This is a genomic window from Faecalispora jeddahensis (assembly GCF_000577335.1).
In the GTDB taxonomy this organism is placed as follows: Bacteria; Bacillota; Clostridia; order Oscillospirales; family Acutalibacteraceae; genus Faecalispora; species Faecalispora jeddahensis.
The window spans coordinates 1-20,716 of the sequence record NZ_CBYL010000016.1 but is presented as its reverse complement, the minus strand read 5'-3'; the positions used below and the strand labels follow the sequence as shown (position 1 = coordinate 20,716).

At 48.7% G+C, this 20,716-nt stretch carries 16 protein-coding genes; 13 read left to right on the top strand and 3 right to left on the bottom strand.

What is annotated here, in order from left to right; genetic code table 11:
- The first annotated feature begins 84 nt into the window (after positions 1-84).
- From TY09_RS07870 to TY09_RS18315, 10 genes are all read left to right on the top strand, one after another.
- Complete coding sequence (locus TY09_RS07870; protein WP_042432846.1) at positions 85-1,209, top strand: iron-containing alcohol dehydrogenase family protein; 1,125 nt, start codon at positions 85-87, stop codon at positions 1,207-1,209.
- Between the two features lie 353 nt (positions 1,210-1,562).
- Entirely contained in the window at positions 1,563-4,703 is a 3,141-nt protein-coding gene (locus tag TY09_RS07865; RefSeq protein WP_242841458.1) for an EAL domain-containing protein, read from the top strand.
- Between the two features lie 4 nt (positions 4,704-4,707).
- Positions 4,708-7,812 carry an EAL domain-containing protein gene (locus TY09_RS07860; protein WP_042432841.1) on the top strand — a complete coding sequence of 1,035 codons (3,105 nt, stop codon included), beginning with the start codon at positions 4,708-4,710 and terminating at the stop codon, positions 7,810-7,812.
- 619 nt (positions 7,813-8,431) lie between these two features.
- Positions 8,432-9,238: a hypothetical protein gene (locus TY09_RS07855; RefSeq protein WP_242841457.1), complete on the top strand. Its 807-nt coding sequence runs from the start codon at positions 8,432-8,434 to the stop codon at positions 9,236-9,238.
- 486 nt (positions 9,239-9,724) lie between these two features.
- Positions 9,725-10,858, top strand: a complete 1,134-nt coding sequence (gene potA, locus TY09_RS07850; protein WP_042432838.1) for a spermidine/putrescine ABC transporter ATP-binding protein — start codon at positions 9,725-9,727, stop codon at positions 10,856-10,858.
- Positions 10,859-11,683: an ABC transporter permease gene (locus TY09_RS07845; RefSeq protein WP_042432835.1), complete on the top strand. Its 825-nt coding sequence runs from the start codon at positions 10,859-10,861 to the stop codon at positions 11,681-11,683.
- The gene (locus TY09_RS07840) at positions 11,680-12,492 is read left to right on the top strand and encodes an ABC transporter permease (protein WP_009061662.1); all 813 of its coding nucleotides are present in this window, start codon (positions 11,680-11,682) and stop codon (positions 12,490-12,492) included. Before TY09_RS07845 ends, TY09_RS07840 begins: the two co-directional genes overlap by 4 nt.
- Before the next feature lie 4 nt (positions 12,493-12,496).
- Positions 12,497-13,690, top strand: a complete 1,194-nt coding sequence (locus TY09_RS07835; protein ID WP_042432832.1) for an ABC transporter substrate-binding protein — start codon at positions 12,497-12,499, stop codon at positions 13,688-13,690.
- A gap of 712 nt (positions 13,691-14,402) precedes the next feature.
- Positions 14,403-15,260: a YitT family protein gene (locus tag TY09_RS07825; RefSeq protein WP_042432826.1), complete on the top strand. Its 858-nt coding sequence runs from the start codon at positions 14,403-14,405 to the stop codon at positions 15,258-15,260.
- A 429-nt stretch (positions 15,261-15,689) separates the two neighbouring features.
- Positions 15,690-15,857 carry a DUF6774 domain-containing protein gene (locus TY09_RS18315; RefSeq protein WP_155863503.1) on the top strand — a complete coding sequence of 56 codons (168 nt, stop codon included), beginning with the start codon at positions 15,690-15,692 and terminating at the stop codon, positions 15,855-15,857.
- A gap of 168 nt (positions 15,858-16,025) precedes the next feature.
- Here TY09_RS18315 and TY09_RS07820 read toward each other — a convergent pair whose 3' ends face one another.
- The 3 genes from TY09_RS07820 to TY09_RS18310 form a co-directional block, all read right to left on the bottom strand.
- Positions 16,026-16,301, bottom strand: coding sequence for a late competence development ComFB family protein (locus TY09_RS07820; RefSeq protein ID WP_009061721.1), 276 nt, complete (start codon positions 16,299-16,301; stop codon positions 16,026-16,028).
- Between the two features lie 539 nt (positions 16,302-16,840).
- Positions 16,841-17,644 (bottom strand): hypothetical protein, encoded by an 804-nt coding sequence (locus TY09_RS07815; RefSeq protein WP_042432823.1) that lies wholly within the window; start codon positions 17,642-17,644, stop codon positions 16,841-16,843.
- A 175-nt stretch (positions 17,645-17,819) separates the two neighbouring features.
- Positions 17,820-17,972, bottom strand: coding sequence for a hypothetical protein (locus TY09_RS18310; RefSeq protein ID WP_157037047.1), 153 nt, complete (start codon positions 17,970-17,972; stop codon positions 17,820-17,822).
- A gap of 185 nt (positions 17,973-18,157) precedes the next feature.
- Here TY09_RS18310 and TY09_RS07810 point away from each other — a divergent pair, with 185 nt between their 5' ends.
- The 3 genes from TY09_RS07810 to TY09_RS18595 all read left to right on the top strand — a co-directional run bounded on the left by TY09_RS07810 (position 18,158) and on the right by TY09_RS18595 (position 20,424).
- Positions 18,158-18,601 (top strand): DUF3888 domain-containing protein, encoded by a 444-nt coding sequence (locus tag TY09_RS07810; protein WP_042432820.1) that lies wholly within the window; start codon positions 18,158-18,160, stop codon positions 18,599-18,601.
- A gap of 653 nt (positions 18,602-19,254) precedes the next feature.
- The gene (locus tag TY09_RS07805) at positions 19,255-19,434 is read left to right on the top strand and encodes a hypothetical protein (protein ID WP_042432816.1); all 180 of its coding nucleotides are present in this window, start codon (positions 19,255-19,257) and stop codon (positions 19,432-19,434) included.
- 834 nt (positions 19,435-20,268) lie between these two features.
- Positions 20,269-20,424, top strand: a complete 156-nt coding sequence (locus tag TY09_RS18595) for a hypothetical protein (RefSeq protein ID WP_009061695.1) — start codon at positions 20,269-20,271, stop codon at positions 20,422-20,424.
- The last annotated feature ends 292 nt before the right edge of the window (positions 20,425-20,716 follow it).

Below are 20,716 nucleotides of genomic sequence, written 5' to 3'. Positions count from 1 at the left end.
AGTACAGCGGTTTCTTCCCACGCTTGCGGCGGAGAAGAAACCTTAAAGTAATTATGATTCGAAAAGAAAAGAGGAGCAGGAAAAATGAAAAGCCAGAATATTTATTTGCCGAATTACAGTGTGGGGGAAGACTGCTATCAGGAAATTCCGTTTCTGACAAGAAACTACGGCAACAAGGCGGTTGTGATCGGCGGCAAAACTGCGATGGAAAAAGCGAAGGATGCGCTCATCAAAGGGATCGAGGGTTCCAGGGTAGAGCTTGTCGGATTTTTATGGTACGGCGGCGATTCCACCATGGAAAACGTGGAAAAGCTCCGCCGGGAGGAACTGGTTCAAAAGGCGGATATGCTGTTTGCGGTCGGCGGCGGCCGGGCCTGCGATACGGTAAAAACCCTCGGTGATCTGCTGGATAAGCCCGTGTTTACCTTCCCGACGCTGGCTTCCAACTGTGCGGCCTGCACGAACCTGAGCGTGATCTACAACACAGACGGTTCCTTCCGGCAGTATTACTACCAAAAGCAGCCCGCCTGCCATACGTTTATCAATACCAGAATCATTGCGGAATCCCCGTACGAAATGTTCTGGGCAGGTATTGGCGATGCGCTTTCTAAGGAGTACGAGGTGGTGTTTGCCTGCCGCGGCAAAAAAATGCACCATCTGCCGCTGCTGGGTCTGGGGATTTCAAAAACCTGCACCTCTCCGCTGCTTACCTTCGGCAGCCGGGCGCTGCAGGACTGCAAAAACAAACGGGTTTCGTTCGAGCTGGAGCAGGTCGCTTTGGATATTATCATTTTAACAGGGATCGTTTCAAACTGCACCGTGCACCAGAATCAGCCCGACCCCAAGGATAATTACTATTACAATAGCTCGCTGGCCCACTGCGTGTATTACGGCAGCTCTCTGATTCCCGCCTGTGAAAAGCACCTGCACGGCGAGATTGTTTCCTTCGGCGTACTCTGTCTTTTGACGTATGATAATCAGACAGAAGAGCGGGACAGGATTCTGGATTTTAACCGCAGCATTGGGCTTCCTGTTACCATGGAGCAGATCGGTCTGACCGAAGCGGATCTGCCGGTGGTCACGAAAAAGGCTTCCTCTGTGGTGGAGTGGGAATATGCCCCCGGCAACCCTACGGAAGAGAAGTTCATTCAGGCGGTTCTCGAGGCCGACAGGGCCGGGCGCAAAGCGCTTGCCCGCGGCAGTATCTGAATCTGGTCTGACAGGGCGGAATCTATAAAATTTGTTTCTACAAATAAAAATCGGCAGCGGGCGGTAGGCGATAGCCGGATGTGCCCGTGTCCGGAAGCACCGGAAAGATCAGTACGACAACAAAACAGGTGTCGGCTTTTTCTGACACCTGTTTTTCTGATGTTTCTTTCTAAAACGAAAGCGGAATTTTGCGGATAAGCGCCTGTTTTTATAAATAATATTTATTTTTAACTTTCACTCTCTTCATTCCTGGGCGATTGAACCGATTAAATAATAAAACAAGTTTCTTTATTGTTTTTATCGATGGAATGACAGACCATCCTGTTGTTGGAGGAAAAAAGGTGGAACTCTTTTTGCTGTTACCAGTGTTGCTCATGGCGAGCGGCGGAGCTTCGATTGCATGTGTGCTGTACACGGTTCAGGGCAATTACCGGCCTGTCATCAACAGAATATTTGCAGCCATGGGGGGTTCCGTTTTCCTATGGTCGCTTGGTCTGGCGATTCAGACCGTCGGTTCCTTGCCGGCCATCCGTTTTTGGGGGAGCCGCCTTGCACCCGTTGGTTATATAACGATATTTGCATTTCTGCTGCACTATATCCTGTTTCTAACCGAACCTCCCCCGTTTTTAAAAAGGCCGTGGATTCCCGTACTGATTTATCTGCCGGGCACGGTTTTCCTTTATGGTCTGGCGCTGCGGCCGCTGCTTGGGGCGAGACGGGACCATATGGTCCAAACAGCGCTTGGCTGGGCGACTATTCCCTTAAGCGGCTGGTATACCGCGTTTTGCTGTTATTATATTGTGTACTTCATTATCATTGCGCTGCTGCTGAAAAACTGGGGCTCTAAAACGGCGTCGGCGGAAGTGCGAAATCAGGCGCGTCTGCTTCTGGTTTCTCTGTGGGTCTGTATTGCGCTCGGCACGGTGACGGAAGTGATTCTGCCCCTGCTGGGGATCCATACTCCGAGCATTGCGCCGATTTTTTCCCTGCTGCCTGTTCTGGCGGTGAGCCATTGCGTCAGGCGATATGGCTTTATGCAGCCCGCTGCGGGGAACCCCAACGAAACCATTTTGGACCGCGCGAACCGCACCATGCTGTATCAGATTTTAGGCTTCTTTTTTCTCTTTGGGAGCTTGATGAATCTGCTCAGCCAGCACTTTTTTTATCGAGAGACCATGCTGTCCTCGTCCTTTTTGTTCAGTGGGCTGCTGATGCTGACCGGCGGTTTCATTTTGTTTCTCAGCAGGCTTGTGCTCAACGAGCTGTTCAAAGAGCTCCTTTTTGCGGTGCTGTTCTCTTTGCTGATTCCTTTTGTCACACTGCGATTCGCAGTTTACGGCAGTATTACGATCTGGACGTTCTTTTTTCTGCTGCTGATGGTCGGCCTGCTGTTCAATAAACGGATTCTGCTCATTACCATTCTGCTTTCCGCTGGGCAGACCCAACTGCTGGTCTACTGTGTTACACCGTTTGCGGTGGTAAGGCTCGATTCCGCGGACTATATGGTTCGGCTGGGCCTGATCGCGCTGGCCGGTATCATGAGTTTTTACATCAGCCGGGTATACCGGAACAGGCTTCGGGAAAATGCCGGCCACGCGTACCGCCAGACGCTGATCGCCGAGGTTGCGTACAGCATGATTTCGGTGGATGAGAAAAGCTTCGACGAGAAGATTGAGAGCCTGCTTTCCAAATGCGGCCCGTTCGTTCAGTGTGAATGGGCGTATCTGGCCCTTTGGAATCCCCAAAACAGGGTGATCCAGTACTGTCGTGAGTGGCGGGCGGGCACGGCCGCTTCCATTCCCACTATCTGCAAGAACGGAGCCCCGTTTTTGTGCAAGGAGCTTCTCGATCGAATTCCCGATAGCCGGGTGCTTGTGGTGTCGGACGTCGAACAGCTGCCGCTGGAGGCAGAAATGGTGAAGGTCCAGCTGCGGCGGATGGGAATCCGCGGATTTGTTCTGACCTCCATTGTCAGGAACGGGGAAGAGTTTGGCTTTATGAGCTTTGCGTCGTCTTCGGTGCATCCGGATTGGGCAAAGGAGCCGCCGCTGTTTTTGTCCCTTGTGGCCGATACGATCACCGATGCGGCCATTAAGCTCGATGATCGCAGAAGAATCGAATGGTCTGCGTTTCACGATACGCTCACAGGGCTGCCGAACCGCCTGTCCTTCAAGCATCAGCTGAATCTGGAAATGGAACGTGCTCAGAAAGAAAATATCAAAATCGCGGTGGCTTTCATCGATCTGGATGCCTTTAAATCGATCAACGACACCTTGGGGCACGATACGGGCGACCTGCTTCTTCGGGAGGTTTCAAAGGCGATTGCCGGAAGCATTGGGGCAGGCGACGTGGTGGCGCGGATCGGCGGGGATGAATTTGTACTGATGCTGAGCCGGGTGGCGGACGAGGAGGAACTGGTTCAGGCAATCCGCAGGGTTTTGGAGGCCATTCAAAGGCCGATCGTTCTGCGCGGCCAGGATTTCTATATGACAGCCAGCATCGGCGTGTCGTTGTACCCATACGATGGAACAGATGCCGAAACGCTGATGAAAAACGCCGACATTGCCATGTACGAGGCGAAAGGGCACGGCAAAAACCAATACGCCCTGTGTCTGCAGGCCTATAAGGACAAAGCGATGGAAAATGCGCGGCTGAGCAACCTGCTTTACCGCGCGATGGAGAAAAAGCAGCTCAGGGTTCACTATCAGCCGCAGATCGATCTGCAAACCGGGAAAATTGTTGGGATCGAGGCCCTTCTGCGGTGGGAACTGCCGGACCGTGGATCTGTCAGCCCAACCGTTTTTATTCCCCTGGCGGAACAGACGGGGCTGATCCAGTCCATCGGCGCGTGGGTGCTCGAAACCGCCTGCGCCAAGTGTAAGGCGTGGCAGGACATGGGCCTTCCCCCGGTACGCATAGCCGTAAATATCTCTGTACATCAGCTGGAAAACAGAGGATTTGTGCAGCAGGTAGCACAGGTGCTCGAGAAAACAGGGCTTCCCCCAAAGTATCTGGAACTGGAGGTGACCGAGAGCGGGGCCAACAGCGGCAATATCGATATGGTCGTTTTGATGAACCAGCTCAAGCGGCTGGGGGTCTGCCTTTCGATCGATGATTTTGGAACGGAATATTCCTCTCTGGAGCGATTAAAGCTGCTGCCGATCGACCGGATCAAGATGGACATGCAGTTTGTCAGGGGGATCGAGCGGAGCGACAAAGACCGGGCGATCGCGCAAGCCATCATCAGTCTTGGGAAAAGCCTTGAGATGAAGGTGATCGCTGAGGGGGTGGAAACCGAGGAACAGCTTCGTTTTTTAAGCCGCAGAATGTGCGACGAGGTGCAGGGCTTTTATTATTACAGGCCGATGCCCCCGGAGGAGCTGGAGGAGGTTTTCCGCCGCTGCCCGGATTTTGGCCGCAGAGTGATCCGGCAGGTGGATGAAAAGGAATCGTCCGTGAGGGAGCAGACCGACCGCAGCGGCAATGAGGAGTGATGATTTGATCATAGAAACGTACAGCGTATTGCTTTTAACAACCTGCGGTGCCGCGGTGGCCTGCGGGCTTTACGCCGTTCACGGCAGTGTAACGCGCCTGAACCGGTTGTTTTTGGCGATCTGCGCGACGCTTGCGGTATGGGCGTTTGGCCTTGCACTCACCGGCGCGGCCCGGACGGAAGAAATCTGTTCTGTCGGCCGCCGCATTGCGCCGCTGGGCTGGGGGATCATCGGCAGCCTGACGATGCACGCCGTTCTGCTGCTGACGGGGCGGGAGGGACTGCTGAAAAAACGGTGGTTATTTTTCCTGATTTATCTGCCTGCCGCTGTGTCGGTCTATGCCTACACCGTTCTGCCGCTTTTTGACCAGAATCCCGATACGCTGGTTCGTACGGAACACGGCTGGGTGAATATCTCAAGGACGGACGGATGGGACTGGTTTTATTATATTTATATCGTCCTTTACGCCGCTGTGGCCGTAGTTCTGCTGCTGCGGTGGGGGCGGCACTCCACTTCGAACGATGAGAAAAAGCAGGCCAAAATTATCTCTTTTTCCTTTTTCTTTGCCGCCGTGCTGGGGTACATCACAGACGTTCTGCCTGTCTTTTTTCACATCCGTTTTCCGCAGGTGGCAGCCATTTTTGCGCTGGTGATGATTTTTGCGGTTGGCTACTGCATCAACCGGTACCATTTTCTGCAGCCGGTCGCCATCAGCCAGAACGAGATGATCCTTTCCAAATCGGCCCGCACGAACGTTTACCTCTATTTGGGGCTGATGCTGTTTGTCGGTGCGTGTCTGCTGCTGACAGACCGGTCTTTTTATACCGGGCATCAGAACGCCATCCCCGTGCAGGTGGTGAGCGGGCTGCTGGTGCTTCTTGGCATCTTTCTGGCTTCGATTGAACATTTGCGGCTTGAGGACAATGCGAAGGAAATGCTGGTATCTTTGTCCTTTGCGCTGATGATTCCGTTTTACACGCTTTGGTTTGCCGATGAGGGAATCTTTATCGCCTGGTCATTTGTTTTTTTGCTTATGATCATCTGTCTGCTCTTCAACCGCCTTATTATCCTTTCAACCGTGATCGTTACTGCGTTTTTAACGCAGCTGTTTGCGTGGGGCTACACGCCGCCCGAAGTGATTGTGCTGTCCGGAAAATATTATCTGGACCGGATGGGAGTGATTGCCTTTGCCGCTATTTTTGCAATGTACGTCAATAAAATTTATACGACCAGGCTTCAGGAAAACATCAACCATGTTACCATGCAGTCCATCGCGTCAGATATTTCACACAGCTTCGTATCCTCCGGCGAAATGAATATCGATCAAAAGCTGTATGCGGCGTTGGAGGAGTGCGGGCGCTTTATCGAATGTGACCGGGCCTGCCTGGTGCTGATGGACATGCAGACAAATACCGTGCGCTATGCGGTGGAGTGGATGTCGGAAGCGGCAGACCTGCCCCGCGGCACATTAAGCGACGCCATACAAAATATTCGCTCAGAGATGTTCCGTCGGTTCCAAGGCGATGAGGCTCTTGTGCTGAAAGATACTCTCTTCCTGCCTACGGAGGCCGCGGAGGTGCGAGCCCAATTGCTTGCACAGGGCATCCGCGCCCTTGTTGCCGTGCCGATCCGGAACAAGGGTGAGCTCATGGGATTCGTCGGGTTTCATGCGGGCCGTCCGTTTTCCATGTGGAATCTGGATTCCATCGCGTTTGTCGAGGTTGTCGGGCTCATCCTTTCCGATGCTGTCATTAAGGCGGATGATGAAAAAGAGCTGGATTACTTGGCGTTTCACGATCAGCTGACCGGTTTGCCGAACCGCACCCTGTTTAAGGAAAGGCTCAGCGAATGGATCCCCCGTGCGAAAAGAGCCCACAAAATGATCGGCGTCGTGTTCCTGGATCTGGATGCGTTCAAATCGGTGAACGATACGTTAGGGCACGGCCAGGGGGATCGGCTTTTGATTGAGGTCGCCAAGGCACTGAGCAGCTCGATTCGGGATGGGGATACGGTAGCCCGCTTTGGCGGGGATGAGTTCATTTTGATGCTCAGCCAGATTGCCTCACAGGAGGAGCTGACCGCGATCATGGATCGGTTGATGAAGGTAGTGCAGAAGCCTATCCTATTGGCGGAGCAGGAGTTCTTTATTTCGGTGAGTGCCGGTGTGGCTGTTTACCCGCAGGACGGGGATGACCCGGAGGTGCTCCTCAAAAATGCGGACACAGCTATGTACCGCGCCAAAAGCGAGGGGAAGGGCCGTTATGTGTTTTGCTCTCAGGAAATCAAGGATGAAATACAGGCCAAAACGCAGCTTGTGAACCAGCTTTACCATGCGCTGGAAAAAAATCAGCTTCTGCTGCATTATCAGCCGCAGATCGACGTGGCCACGCGCCGGATTGTGGGGATGGAGGCTTTGGCCCGTTGGAATCTGCCGGGTCGGGGGATCGTCAGCCCGACGGAATTTATTCCGCTGGCAGAGCAGACCGGACTGATTTATGCGATCGGCGAATGGGTGATGCGCGAGGCCTGCCGGCAGAATCAGCTCTGGCTGGGGATGGGCTGCACGAATCTGCGCATGGCGGTCAACGTTTCGGTGCAGCAGCTCAGGAACCCGAAGTTTATTCCGCTGGTCAAGGAAATCTTGCAGACGATGGAGCTTCCGCCGAACTGCCTGGAGCTGGAGGTTACCGAGAGCGTGGCAAACGGCAATACAGATCACCACATCATTACGGTGCTCCACCGGTTAAAGGCACTGGGCGTGTCGCTCTCCATCGATGATTTCGGCACGGAGTATTCCTCTCTCAGCCGGTTAAAGCTTCTGCCGGTTGACCGGATCAAAATGGATATGCAGTTTGTTCACGGCATTGAAAAAAACAATAAGGACCGGGCAATCTCAAAGGTGATTATCAATCTTGCCAAGAACCTGAAAATGAAGGTGACTGCCGAGGGAGTGGAAACGGAGCCGCAGCTAGATTTTCTCAGCCAGCGGATGTGCGACGAGGTGCAGGGCTTCTATTGTTACCGCCCAATGCCCGCAGACGAGGCAGAGGCTCTGCTGCGGGAGACTCTATGCACACAGAAAGAGAATACATACAGCACGGGACTATGAAAGCAATCCCCGGAAGAGCCTGCCGTAACGGTGGATTCTTCCGGGGATTGGTTTTTTGGCTTTCACGAAAAAGTTTCATCGGTTATGCCGTGCAGATAAAAATTCAGAGCAGTTTGATGACTTTCAACAAACACGCCAATTTTAAGTGAGGGATGATAGCCGGTATCTTTGACGCCGTCAATTATGATGTAAACACGGCGGGCGCAATCAAAAAGCGATGGAAGAGTGTATCAAACATAAAGCCGCTGGAAGAGATTGCGAAGGGAATTTTCTCCATCATTCGGTATTTTTTTAATTATATATCAGGAAAAGCCCTCAGGGCAAATTCCTTATTCTGGCAAAACGAATCGACGCCGCGTCATGGATGAAATTTGCAGGTGACATAATTTTAAGGGGACAACCCCTGAAAATCCGCGCGGAATGGGGGCTTTTGTTGATTTTGGAAAATTATTCCTGTTATTTTCTACAAATCGCTCTCCAAAAAAAATCAAAATAATAGAATTTTAACTTGAAATCTTCCAAGGATTATGTTAAACTGTAACCAATTTGTTACAGTTGTAATATTTTGTAATGCGGGATGTCTTTCCCGGATGATTTGAAAACAGGGAGGATTTCAGGAATGCAGAAATTATTGGCGGCAGCCGCTGCGTTTGCTTTTTGTCTGTTAACCGTTACCGGTCTGTGCGCACCCGCACAGGCGGCAGAAGTCAAAACCGGCGTCGGCTTGTCCGAGCATGTTCTGAAAGCCTATACCGAAAAGTGGAAATATAATTACGGCTCCTACGGCCAGCTGAGAAACGGAGCACGTTATACGGATTGCTCCGGCCTGATCAAGTCCTATTTGTGGTGGACGGGCGATAAGACAAATCCGAATCCCAGCCTGCTGTCTGTTTCCGGCACCGGCAGCGGAATGCTGAAGGATGCCAAGTCAAAGGGAGCCATCAATTACAGCGACTGGTCCTCTTTGCCCAGAACCCACGGTCTGATTCTGTACCAGCCGGGCCATGTCGGCGTGTATGTGGGCAACAATGTCGGCGTCGATAATCGCGATGTTGGTTATGACATGAAAAAGGAACCCGTTTTCGGGCGTGCCAGAAACAAATGGACAACATGGTTCAAGCTGACTCAGCTGAGCTACCCCACAACGGGCTTTGTTACATATGACGGAAACGAATATTACTACGAGAACGGCGAGTACGCCATCAAAACGACCCGCACCATCGGGGATAAGATCTACACCATCGGCGCCGACGGAATTATTGCGGCAAGCGCTTTGACGCCTGAGGCTCAGGCACGGCAGGCCGCGGCGTTGGCCGAGGCGGCCGCAAAGACGGCGGCCGAAAGCGCGCAGCAGGCAGCCGTGAGTGAGCCGGTGCCTGTCGATGTGATGCAGGCTGCTCAAACACTTCTGACTCCGGTTTCCTGATTTTTGTCAGATCTTTTTGAAAAGCTACGATCGATTTGACCCGGCGATCTATCGGTGCTATACTGGTGACAGTAAACGCCGATCAAATCTTTTGCAACCATACTGGACATCGTTATTTATTCCGGCAGGGCGGGCTTTCCCCCTGCCGCTTTTTTTATATAGATTGATGGAAAACAAAAAGCGTGAAAATCAAAGGATATGGAAGAAAAATCAATCAAAACCCGTATGATCTGTATGATATATTCATAAAATATCAAAATTCGGTAAAAAATCAAATCATATCTTGACAAATCGCGTTTTTCACTCTATTATTTTACATGTTGCGTTTGCATCTAAGAAATATCGGCTTCACTCTGTTGCCGCAGTCAGCAGTGATTGTGAAAAATCCTTTGCGGGGGGCAACGAATACGGCGAGGCTGGGCTTGCGTTAGAGCCGGAATTTTGGTTTAGCGCAACTTTGACTATTACCGCAAAGGGGATGCACAAATGGAGAATAACACCATTATTTCATTACAGAACATTGATGTGTCGTTTGGCAAAGAGAATGTGCTGAAAAGCTTCAATCTCAACATCCGCGACGGTGAGTTCGTTACGCTGCTGGGGCCTTCGGGCTGCGGCAAAACGACGACTCTGCGTATTATCGGCGGATTTGTAACGCCAGACACAGGCGATGTTTTTTTTAATGGCAAAAAAATCAACGACCTGCCGCCGCATAAACGGGAGGTTAACACTATTTTTCAAAAATACGCCCTGTTCCCGCACCTGAACGTGTTTGAAAATGTTGCGTTCGGCATGCGCGTGCACAGAAAGCCGGAAGCGCAGATTCGCGAAACGGTTGGCCGCATGCTCGAGATGGTGAACCTCGGCGGCTTTGCCCGCCGCAGTGTCAATTCGCTTTCGGGCGGGCAGCAGCAGCGCGTGGCCATCGCGCGGGCGCTGGCCAACGAACCCAAGGTGCTTTTGCTGGACGAGCCGCTCGGCGCGCTCGACTTGAAGCTGCGCAAAGACATGCAGACAGAGCTCAAGAAAATCCAGCAGCAGCTGGGCATCACGTTCGTGTTTGTCACACATGATCAGGAGGAGGCCCTCTCCATGTCCGACACCGTTGTCGTCATGGACAAAGGCCGCATCCAGCAGATCGGCACGCCGCAGGACATTTACAACGAACCCCAGAACGCCTTTATCGCAGACTTTATCGGCGAGAGCAATATCATCGACGGTGTGATGCACCGCGACTTCCTCGTGGAGTTTGCCGGCCGCAGGTTCGACTGCCTTGATAAGGGCTTCCGCCCCATGGAGCCGGTGGACGTCGTCATCCGCCCCGAGGATATTGAGGTCGTTTCTCCCGTGGCGGGCCATATCTCCGGCGTGGTAACGTCCGTTAACTTTAAGGGCGTCCATTACGAGATTATTGTGGATGTGCAGGATTTTAAATGGATGATCCAGTCCACGGAGTTTCAGGAGGTCGGCAACGAGATCGGCCTGATTCTGCAGCCCGACGACATCCATATCATGAAAAAATCAGAATATTCCGGCATGTTTGGCGATTACAGTACCTTCAGCGACGAGATGGAGGAGGATTCTCAGCCCCCGGAAGAGGGAGAGGAGGCTGAGAGCTGAATGATCAAATCGAAAACGGCGTCCGCGCCTTACCTTGTCTGGATGGGAATTTTCATTATCGTTCCGATGATCCTCGTGGGTTATTTTGCGTTTACCGACCCGCACGGCGCTTTCACCCTGAAAAACCTGACCGAGGTGGGGCAGTATTCCAATGTGTTTCTGCGTTCCATCTGGCTCGGTCTAATCGCTACGGTGATCTCGCTTTTGATGGGCTACCCTTTGGCGTACCTGATTTCGCGTACTGGCCCGCATCGGCAGGCCATTCTGATCATGCTGATTATGCTTCCCATGTGGATGAACTTTCTGCTGCGCACCTATGCGTGGATGACCCTGCTCGAAGACAGCGGAATCATCAATACCTTCCTTGTCGGTATCGGGCTCGGCCGGCTGCACCTGATCAACACGGCGGGCGCGGTGGTGCTCGGCATGGTATACAACTATATTCCGTATATGATTCTGCCGATTTACTCGGTGCTGACCAAAATTGACCAAAGCGTGATCGAAGCGGCGCAGGATCTTGGCGCCGGGCGGCGCAAGGTGTTCCTCAAGGTGACGCTGCCCATGAGCATGCCGGGGGTCATTTCCGGCGTGACGATGGTGTTCGTACCGTCGGTCAGTACGTTTATTATCTCTAAGATGTTGGGCGGCGGCGGGAACCTTTTGATCGGTGACCTGATCGACATGCAGTTCCTCGGCAGTGCCTATAATCCCAACCTCGGCTCTGCGATTTCTCTGGTACTGATGGTGCTGATCCTGATCTGCATGGGCATCATGAACCAGTTTGACGAGGGCGGCAGTGAAGACGGGGAGGGGATGCTGATATGACAAAAACCGTATCCCGCCTGTATATGGCGCTCGTGTACCTGTTTCTGTACGCCCCGATTTTTATTCTGATCATCTTTTCGTTTAACGATTCCTCCACCATGAGCCGTTCGGTATGGTCGGGCTTTTCGCTGCGCTGGTACCGACAGCTCTTTCAGGATCGCCTGATTATGGAGGCTCTGCAGAACACGCTGATCATCGCGCTGATTTCCTCACTGGGGGCGACGGCGATCGGCACGGCGGCGGCCATTGGCATCAACGGCATGAAGCGCTTTACGCGCAAGGCCGTGATGAACATCACGAATTTCCCGATGGTAAACCCTGAAATCGTCACAGGCGTATCGCTGATGCTGCTGTTTGTGTTCTTTGCCCGCGCGATGGGCGGGGTTTCGCTCGGCATGGTATCGCTGATTCTGGCGCACGTCACGTTCTCTCTGCCGTATGTGATTTTGTCTGTGCTGCCGAAGCTTCGGCAGATGGACCCCCATTTGTACGAAGCGGCGCAGGATTTGGGCTGCCCGCCGGTCAAATCCTTTTTGAAGGTGGTTCTGCCCGAAATCATCCCCGGCGTTGTCACCGGCATGATCATGGCGTTTACGCTGTCGATCGATGATTTTGTCATCAGCTACTTTACCAGCGGAACAACTCAAACGCTGCCGATTTATATTTATTCCATGACCAGAAAACGGATCAGCCCCGAAATCAACGCGCTGAGTACGCTGCTGTTCGGTACGATTCTGGTGCTGCTGCTGATTGTCAATGTCCGCCGTTCGAAGGACAAACAGCAGGAGGCGGAGAGGGAGGAGGCATAGGCTCTTGAAAAAAAGATTGGCGGCTTTCGCGCTTTCCCTTTTCTTTTTATGGCCCGCAGCGCTCCCTGTTTCGGCTCAGGCCAGCGGGGAAGCGGCGCCCAAAACGGGCGTGACCATCAATGTGTATAACTGGGGAGAGTATATCTCCAACGGCGTCGACGACAGTATCGACGTCAACAAGGAATTTACCCGCAGAACGGGGATTCAGGTGAACTACACCACTTTTGAGAGCAACGAGAATCTGTATGCAAAGCTGGTCAGCGGCGGCGCAAATTACGATGTGATTATTCCGTCAGATTACATGATCTCGAAGCTGATCAAGGAAAATCTGGTGCAGAAGCTGGACTATCAAAATATTCCGAATAGCAAGTATATCGATCAGGACTTTTTAAAGCCTGTTTACGACCCGACCAACGAATATTCCGTGCCCTATACCTGGGGCGTCGTCGGCATCTTTTATAACAAAAAGTATGTAAAAGAAACGGTGGACAGCTGGGATATTCTGTGGGACGAGAAATATGCGGGGAAAATCCTGATGTTCGATAACCCGCGCGACGCGTTCGGCATTGCCCAAAAGCGTCTGGACTTTTCCTTTAACAGCACCGATCCGAATGAGTGGGAGGAAGCGGCCATGCTGCTGAAAAAGCAGAAGCCGCTGGTACAGGCCTACGTGATGGATCAGATTTTCGATAAGATGGCCAGCGGCGAGGCGTGGCTCGCGCCCTATTACGCCGGCGACGCGGCCACTCTGGTGGATTCGAACCCAGACATCGGCTTTGCGATTCCGACTAAGCAGGGAACGAACTTCTTTGTCGATGCCATGTGCATTCCCACCAGCGCACAGAATAAAGCGGCGGCGGAAGCGTACATCAACTTTTTGTGCGATCCTGAAATTGCCGCGGCCAACGTAGACTATATCGGCTATTCCACACCGGAAAGCGCCGCCAAGGCCCTGTTGCCGGAAGAGATTCAGGATAACCCGATTTATTACCCGCCCAAAGAGATTCTGGAGAAGGCCGAAACCTTTGCCACGCTGCCGGATGATACCAACCTGCTGCTCGATACCCTGTGGGCAGAGGTGAAGATGGGCGGCCCGGGGCAGACGGCAACACTGATTGCCATTCTCGCCGGATTTTTGCTGCTGTACATCGCGGTGGTGCTGTATAAGCGCCATAAGCGAAGATGGGATTTCAAGTAAAGCGCAGAGCTGCTCGGATTTGCTTTTCTGACTAACTAAGCTGAATGCGCCTCAAAGACCTGTGAAGGTTTTTTTGAGGCGCATTTTTACATGATTTCTGACTTTTCAGCATATCGCCTGATCTCTTAAAAGGAGGAAGCTGTGATTTCTCTGGCTCTGAAACATGTGATTTCTTTGAGCGCCTCCAGTTCAGGTGTTCAGCAAAATATGACCCGAAAATCGAATCCTCTTCCCATTGTGTGACAAGCTGCATATGATAGGAAAAAAAGGAGGAGTTCGAAATGTCGATGCCTTTCTGGTGGCTTTTTCCGCCCTGCGGGCAGTGCTCCAGACCACCATGGGGGCCCCCGCCGCCGCGGCGACCCAGACCCCCGTATCCGCCCGGACCGCCCAGACCTCCGTATCAACCCGGACCTCCGCGTCCGCCAAGATAATCTGTCCAAAAGCGAGGCTTACCGCCTCGCTTTTCTGTGTTATCACGCATAACATAATTTCTAAAGACACTTGCGGAAACCAGTCCGGTAAATGGTGGGTATTTTCTAACGTCCTGCATATGCCGCTTTGGTTTAAAAGGTTACGTCTCAAGGCCCACTGGTGGGAATCACATCATTTTGCCTAATAATAAATAAATTTTATGAAAAAATTTTTTCATAACAGCTGTTCCATTTTATGCTACAATTAAATTATCAACTAAGTGGAACGGGGAGCAACTATGATACATAACAATAATCGGGCGCGGACGCTGCTGCTGAAATCGGCGATGATCATCCTGGGCGCAGCCCTTTCTTCCGTCGGACTCGAGATTTTTTTGATCCCGAATAATATCATCGACGGCGGTATCGTGGGCATTTCCATCATGAGCAGTTATATTACGCATTTTCCGTTGGGAATTTTTACTTTTGGCTTGAATCTTCCGTTCTTGATCATGGGGTATCGGCAGATCGGAAAAACCTTTGTCCTCTCCACTTTGTTTGCGATTATCTGTCTTTCCGTCGGGGTTTCGCTGCTTCACCCGATTTCTGGGCTGACACACGATGTTTTTCTTGCGGCGATTTTCGGTGGCATCATCAACGGTGCCGGTGTTGGCCTGATTATCCGGGCCGGTGGTTCGCTGGATGGAACGGAAATGATCGCGATCATCTTCGATAAGAAGATCAGCTTTTCCATCGGCGAAATCGTCATGTTTTTCAATGTATTCATTCTTGGCTCCGCGGGCTTTTTATATGGATGGGATCGCGCAATGTATTCTCTTGTCACCTATTTCATTGCGTTCAAGGTGATCGATATTGTGGTGGAAGGCTTCGACAGCTCCAAAGGAGTCATGATCGTTTCGGACTGCTACTCAGACATTGCCACCGCGCTGACCGACCGGCTGGGACGAGGCGTCACGCTGCTGGAGGGACAAGGCGGCTATTCCAAGCTCGAAACAACGGTGATTTACGTTGTGGTATCGCGCCTGGAGATAACGAAGCTGAAATCCATTGTTCTCGGATTTGACAGCGACGCACTGATTACCATCGGCAATGTTGAGGTAGCGGGGAAAAAGTACCGCAAGAAAGCAATCCACTAAACCTGATGTTTCAAACAAAAAGCTCCATGACCCGGATTTTTCTTCCGGGTCATGGAGCTTTTCGTTTTTCAGCAGTTTTTGAAATAGAAAAGGACGTACAATGGCACTACTCTTATGGAATCCGGTGTGCCCGTTCTGTGGTTTCCATTGGTATGTTCAAATTTTCTTCATCTCAAATTTAAGATATTCTAACTAAATTGCAATAGTCTGGACACATCGATAGGGTATATTAGTACCAATGAAACAAAACACTGCATCACAGCCCGGCGGAGTGGACGGAATACCGTGCCGCCGGGCAGCAGACGAACAACAAGAGCCTGTGAAACAGGATTCATCATCATAGATCCTTTTTCGTTTTCCTTCCTTGCAAGCCGCCCGTCTATCGGGCGGTTTTCTTTTTTCTGCATATGATATTTCGAGGTGATGAGAATGTGCAACCCAGGGGATGATCTCGTGCTGGCCGCGGCGGCCATCGCCATTTCCATTTCGCAGGGAAAAAGCGCCACCGAGGTAAACATTCTGGGGGAGCTTTTCAGCGCGATCGGCGATAATCTGGCAATTATCGCGGCAAAAAAAGAAGCCTGCGAAAAAGGCTGATCTTTTATAATTGAAAAGTTCGGATTCTGTAAAGGAGGATCTGAACGGATCACTATGGATTCTGAATAGAACGGAGTATTTTCAGCAGGCGAATAAGCAAAAAAATTCCGCTACCGAAAACAACCGGAAGCGGAAGGGGGGAAATATCGATCAAAGATTTGAAATGGATTATGAAACTTTGTGGCGGGGATTTTGGGTGACAACCTGCGCCGCCTGATACAGTTCATTTAACAGGTCCGTTTCATACTGAAGAGAAAGTGTGTCGAGCTTTGAGTACACTTCACCTTCATAGGTGGCCACGTATTTGGGCGGAAGGCGGTTTAAGGCATAAGAAGCAATGTCCATTCTGCATTTGTCACATTTGCAGCAGCCCAGCTTGTCAATGGTTTCATCCAGTTTTTGAAGAACCATCTGTTCCATCACATTTTTTAAAATGACTTCCATCACAGAATCACCTGCCTTTTTCCAGAATACATGAAAATGCATGTCCGATAAATTTATTGTAGCATAATCAATTTTTGAAGTAAATTAGATTTTGTGCACAAATTACATAGAGGACCTTTGGAGCCTGATGGCTAGGGATTTGCCTTTACCGCAGATCCCTTGCATTTGATCGCCTTTTCGTATATCTTTGAAGCAGGAGGTGATTTTGTGAGCAGAAAGCGCCCCAATGCGTTCGTTCTTTTTTTGATGTCACTTGGGTTAAGTCTGATAGCAACCGTTTTAGCCAATGTAATTTCCATGCGGTTCAAAAAGGATTAGGAATGCTGATACTGAAATACACTTACAATAGAATACCTGTCTTTAGATAAATAGATATTCATCTAAAATAAAGAAAGCCGTACAGATGCTGAATTTTCAGCATCTGTACGGCTGAAAAGCTGGTGCGAGTGTTCATAAGGATAAACTCGGGAACCCGCATAAAATAAAGGTTTTCGGCATCAAGCAAACGAATATTACAAATATGAAAATGCTGAATCATATCAAAACCATTTCTTGTCTATAAGAAGATACTCACGTATTTCCTTACGAATATCTTTGATTGTTGGAACATGAGATTTGCTTTCATAAATAAAACTATTATAGATTGCCTGATAAGAAATATGTAAAGGATTTTCTTCATTTGAATCAAAAGATTTGGCTTGCAAAATAAATTTTTTTAATTCAGGTATCATGTAGTCCTTCAAGTTGGAATTAATATCTGCAAGTAATGTTTCTAACAAGTTAATGATTTTTGTTGGCATAAAAGGGTTAGCAGTAAATTTATTGATTTTTTGTATTGTTTTTTGATATTTTTTAGTAAGATATAGTTTTTCCATTCTTACTATCCCTTTTTCTATCTGATCGTTTAATCCTTTTTTGTAATTTTCAAACTCTTTTTCATCATCAAACAATTGCTCATGAAAAGGTGAACGATGGACTTTAAAAGTTTTAGTAGGTCCACTATCTTCAAGTAACATAAAACCACCAATATTTTCTTGAACCGTTTTGCCAATTTTATCATCAGTTAATTTAAAATTGTAAGTGGTTAACAAATCAAAAGCATTGCAAGCGGCTATCCCCATATAATCAAGATCAAAATAGAATTCACCTTTTTCAACAGAAACAAAATCTAATAGCTCAACAAGAACCTCTGTCTGTCTTTTTACAACTTCAGATCGTAAGGGTTGTAATAGTGTATACCTTGCACGTCTATATGTTAAGATAGCAATTAATGTTGCTATCAAAGTAAACAGAACCCACAAGACATCTTTAAACCAACTGATATTGTTTATAACCCAATTCATTATTTATCTCCTTGAACGCCAAATCTCAATGTTTGATAAACCTATTATATCACATAAAAAAACGTTTCTAAAGAATGATTGCTCAATTCCTTTAGAAACGATTTTGGTCTGAGCGGCAAGACTTGAACTCAAATAAAAAGCATTCAAATTGCGAAGGTATGGATATCCGCCACAATTACGCTACGCTGCCCTTATTCTTGGCTGGGGGTGACAGCGGTGTGATCAAATCCTCCAGCCGTTCCAGCTTTCCGTAGATCAGCACTTGGTTTTTGATGACCGTGTTCAAGTTCTGGTTGATCTGCTCAAGCAGCATTTTTAAATCTTCCATGATCATTGCCCCTTTTCTTTTATTCTATCATAAAAAGGCACAATTGGAAGAAAATGGTGAAGTAATTTTACAAGTAAAATCAGCAAAAAATCCCCTCAGCTGGATTGATTCAGCTGAGGGGATTTTGATGTCTAAAACATTTACAGCAAGCATATTCTTTGCAGTAACATTTAGTAGGTGATAGCATGTTGAAAAAAGTGATCCTCGGTATTCTCGTTTTAACAACTTTGTTTTTAGCGGTGTTTATTTCTTACAGTAAGAATGGCATTCAACAAACATTTGTATCCACCGCAGATCAATCTGAGCTTTGCAATGATGTTCTGATCATGTTGCTGCGCCCGACGATTCAGCAAGGCGTGGATGACTATTATAAAAGATATTTTACGGAGACGCCTGGGGTCGGGAGTGGTTCCGTTGAAATCTCAGATATCCGTAAAGATTCTAATGGAGGTTATGATATTACAGTAACTGTGTTACCGTACTACGGCCCTCATAATTCTGTCGGGAAAGATCAAATGCTTTTATATGTAACCGAAAACAGGATTGAAATAAAAAGCTTTCAGCATTTAGAGAGTTATGAGATGTATGGAAGTTATCAAGATTATATCATTCAATGGCCTCCTTCGTAAAATAAGCTTCTAAACAAACAAATATTGAGGGTAATAGACTGATTCACGGGACTTCTCCTCTTTCCGTTGGATATTCCAATAACATAAAAATAAAAGCGGTATTCTGGAAGATCATTCCGGAATGCCGCTTCGTTGCTTCTATTCTGTTTTTCCGCGTTGCTGTTTAACAGCAGTAAAAGCAATGCGCATATTTTTTGTCCATATCATCAGAAAAGGCGAGAAAATCCATAGCTTGTTCGCTTTGCGGCAGCGTTTCAAATGCAGCACCGCAGCTGTTACCTCTAAAATATGTCAAAATCCAATATTGACAAGCCCTTAAAAGAATTCATATTATGTCATATCTCCTTATAGAAAGGAGTGATTAGATCGTGTGCTGGAATCGTTGGTGTCGGCGAGGATGGTGCGGCTGTCGTTGTCGGCGTTGTTGCCGTCGGTGGTGGTTCTAATCCATTAGAGTGAGGGTGTTTTTATAAAAGAGTGCTCTCACTCTTTTTCTTTCTGTTTTAGTCTGTCGGATCAGCACATTCCAAGGGGTGAAAAGTATTTGGCGCTCAGCTCAACGCTTTTGCGAAATTTCTCAAGCGCATCATCCATACTTTCTTGGTTGTAATAAAGCCGCAGTATCCGTACACACTAATCTTGAGGTGACATACATGGATTATCCACAAGATTTACCGATGGGTTTCGGTATCGCTTTACTTCAAAACCGGGATGCTGAGATATACTTCGATTCGCTTTCCGAATCGGAACGCCGCCGTTTGATAGAGAAAACCCACAGTATAGATTCTAAAAAAGAGATGCAGGCTTTTGTAGATTCTCTTAAAACCCAATAGTCTCAATTATTCGGCGCGTGTAAAACGCGCCTTTCATTCATTTTCAGTAAAAACAATACATAAAATTTTCCTCTGAGGATGGTATTATAAAAATCCCCCGCAGCCGGATTTGCTCCAGCTACGGGGATCGTCATTTCAGGACATAAAAAAGCGGGGAAGGAATGATGTAAATCATTCCTTCCCCCTGCCTATGGAGTTGCCGTCTCCATAAACAACAGCTAAACCGCACAATGCAATTACATTATAATCCATTTTACGATTTTGTCAACGCTTTGGTTGACAAAAGTTGGCAACACCATTTACAAACTACCAAAATTAATTGAAAACTCTCTTAGAACACGTAGCAACCCTGTAATAACAGCCAGGGTTTGCGGTCGATTTCAGTCAATTTTGAAGGAAAGGAAAAACCGCACCAAACGGTTCAAAAATAATGTCTGACGCGTTCTCTCGCTCTTAGCTCTGGTCCGAGTGGCGAAAAATAAACTCATAGAGCCTCTTGATCTCCAGTCAAAGTAAAATCCGGACAGAATGCGGGTTTGGTAGCTGTTGTGTAGCAACGATATAGTGACTGTATGAACTTCGTGTATTCATACGTACTCATTGCTCTTGTTGGACTATAACTGTCTTCATTATTGCAATCATCAGAGCTACACAAATGGTTATATGCGTGCCCAAAAGCAGTCGATAGAAACGGCAAACACCGATTATTCCCTTTATGTACTTATTAGCAGTAAGATCATTACTTTCTATCACTTTGATCATAATCTTCATGTTCATACCTGGGACACACTTTTCTGATATTATGTTAACAAATATATTGATGGAGGTCTGCACATGAGCCAGAATGAAAAAGCGGTCATACAAAGCAAGTTAGCAGTGTATTCGGTCTGCTACCAGGAGGCCAAGAAAGCGAAAGACCTTAAGCGTATGGTGCGTTTAGGAACGATCATGAATGATTTAAAAAACGAATTATCCATACTGGTAGATTAGGTAGCAGCTCTTGCATGATAGCAGGAGCTGTTTTTGTTTCTGTGCTTGTTGGATGTAATATCGCATAAGGCGTTCAAGCTGTCACTGATCGGTACTGTGGGTTTCAATCGATAACTTCAGCGCCTTTCCCAACGTAAAATTTTCAGATTCCAGCTTGACGGTTTTACCAACCAGCCATAGTAAGGGCCGAAATTTACAGCCGGATTTTACAGTCAATTTTAAAGGAAAGGAAAAACCGCATCAAACAGCTCAAAAATAAGCTGCCTGATGCGGTTTTTCTCGTTCTTTCTTC

Bases quoted from the DNA above. Each gene is read 5' to 3' on its own strand.
- potA (WP_042432838.1), top strand. From the start codon at position 9,725: ATGGAGAATAACACCATTATTTCATTACAGAACATTGATGTGTCGTTT.
- TY09_RS07840 (WP_009061662.1), top strand. From the start codon at position 11,680: ATGACAAAAACCGTATCCCGCCTGTATATGGCGCTCGTGTACCTGTTT.
- TY09_RS07825 (WP_042432826.1), top strand. From the start codon at position 14,403: ATGATACATAACAATAATCGGGCGCGGACGCTGCTGCTGAAATCGGCG.
- TY09_RS07815 (WP_042432823.1), bottom strand. From the start codon at position 17,644: ATGAATTGGGTTATAAACAATATCAGTTGGTTTAAAGATGTCTTGTGG.
- TY09_RS07870 (WP_042432846.1), top strand. From the start codon at position 85: ATGAAAAGCCAGAATATTTATTTGCCGAATTACAGTGTGGGGGAAGAC.
- TY09_RS07810 (WP_042432820.1), top strand. From the start codon at position 18,158: ATGTTGAAAAAAGTGATCCTCGGTATTCTCGTTTTAACAACTTTGTTT.
- TY09_RS07855 (WP_242841457.1), top strand. From the start codon at position 8,432: ATGCAGAAATTATTGGCGGCAGCCGCTGCGTTTGCTTTTTGTCTGTTA.
- TY09_RS07805 (WP_042432816.1), top strand. From the start codon at position 19,255: ATGGATTATCCACAAGATTTACCGATGGGTTTCGGTATCGCTTTACTT.
- TY09_RS07845 (WP_042432835.1), top strand. From the start codon at position 10,859: ATGATCAAATCGAAAACGGCGTCCGCGCCTTACCTTGTCTGGATGGGA.
- TY09_RS18310 (WP_157037047.1), bottom strand. From the start codon at position 17,972: ATGGAAGATTTAAAAATGCTGCTTGAGCAGATCAACCAGAACTTGAAC.
- TY09_RS18595 (WP_009061695.1), top strand. From the start codon at position 20,269: ATGAGCCAGAATGAAAAAGCGGTCATACAAAGCAAGTTAGCAGTGTAT.
- TY09_RS18315 (WP_155863503.1), top strand. From the start codon at position 15,690: ATGTGCAACCCAGGGGATGATCTCGTGCTGGCCGCGGCGGCCATCGCC.
- TY09_RS07820 (WP_009061721.1), bottom strand. From the start codon at position 16,301: ATGGAAGTCATTTTAAAAAATGTGATGGAACAGATGGTTCTTCAAAAA.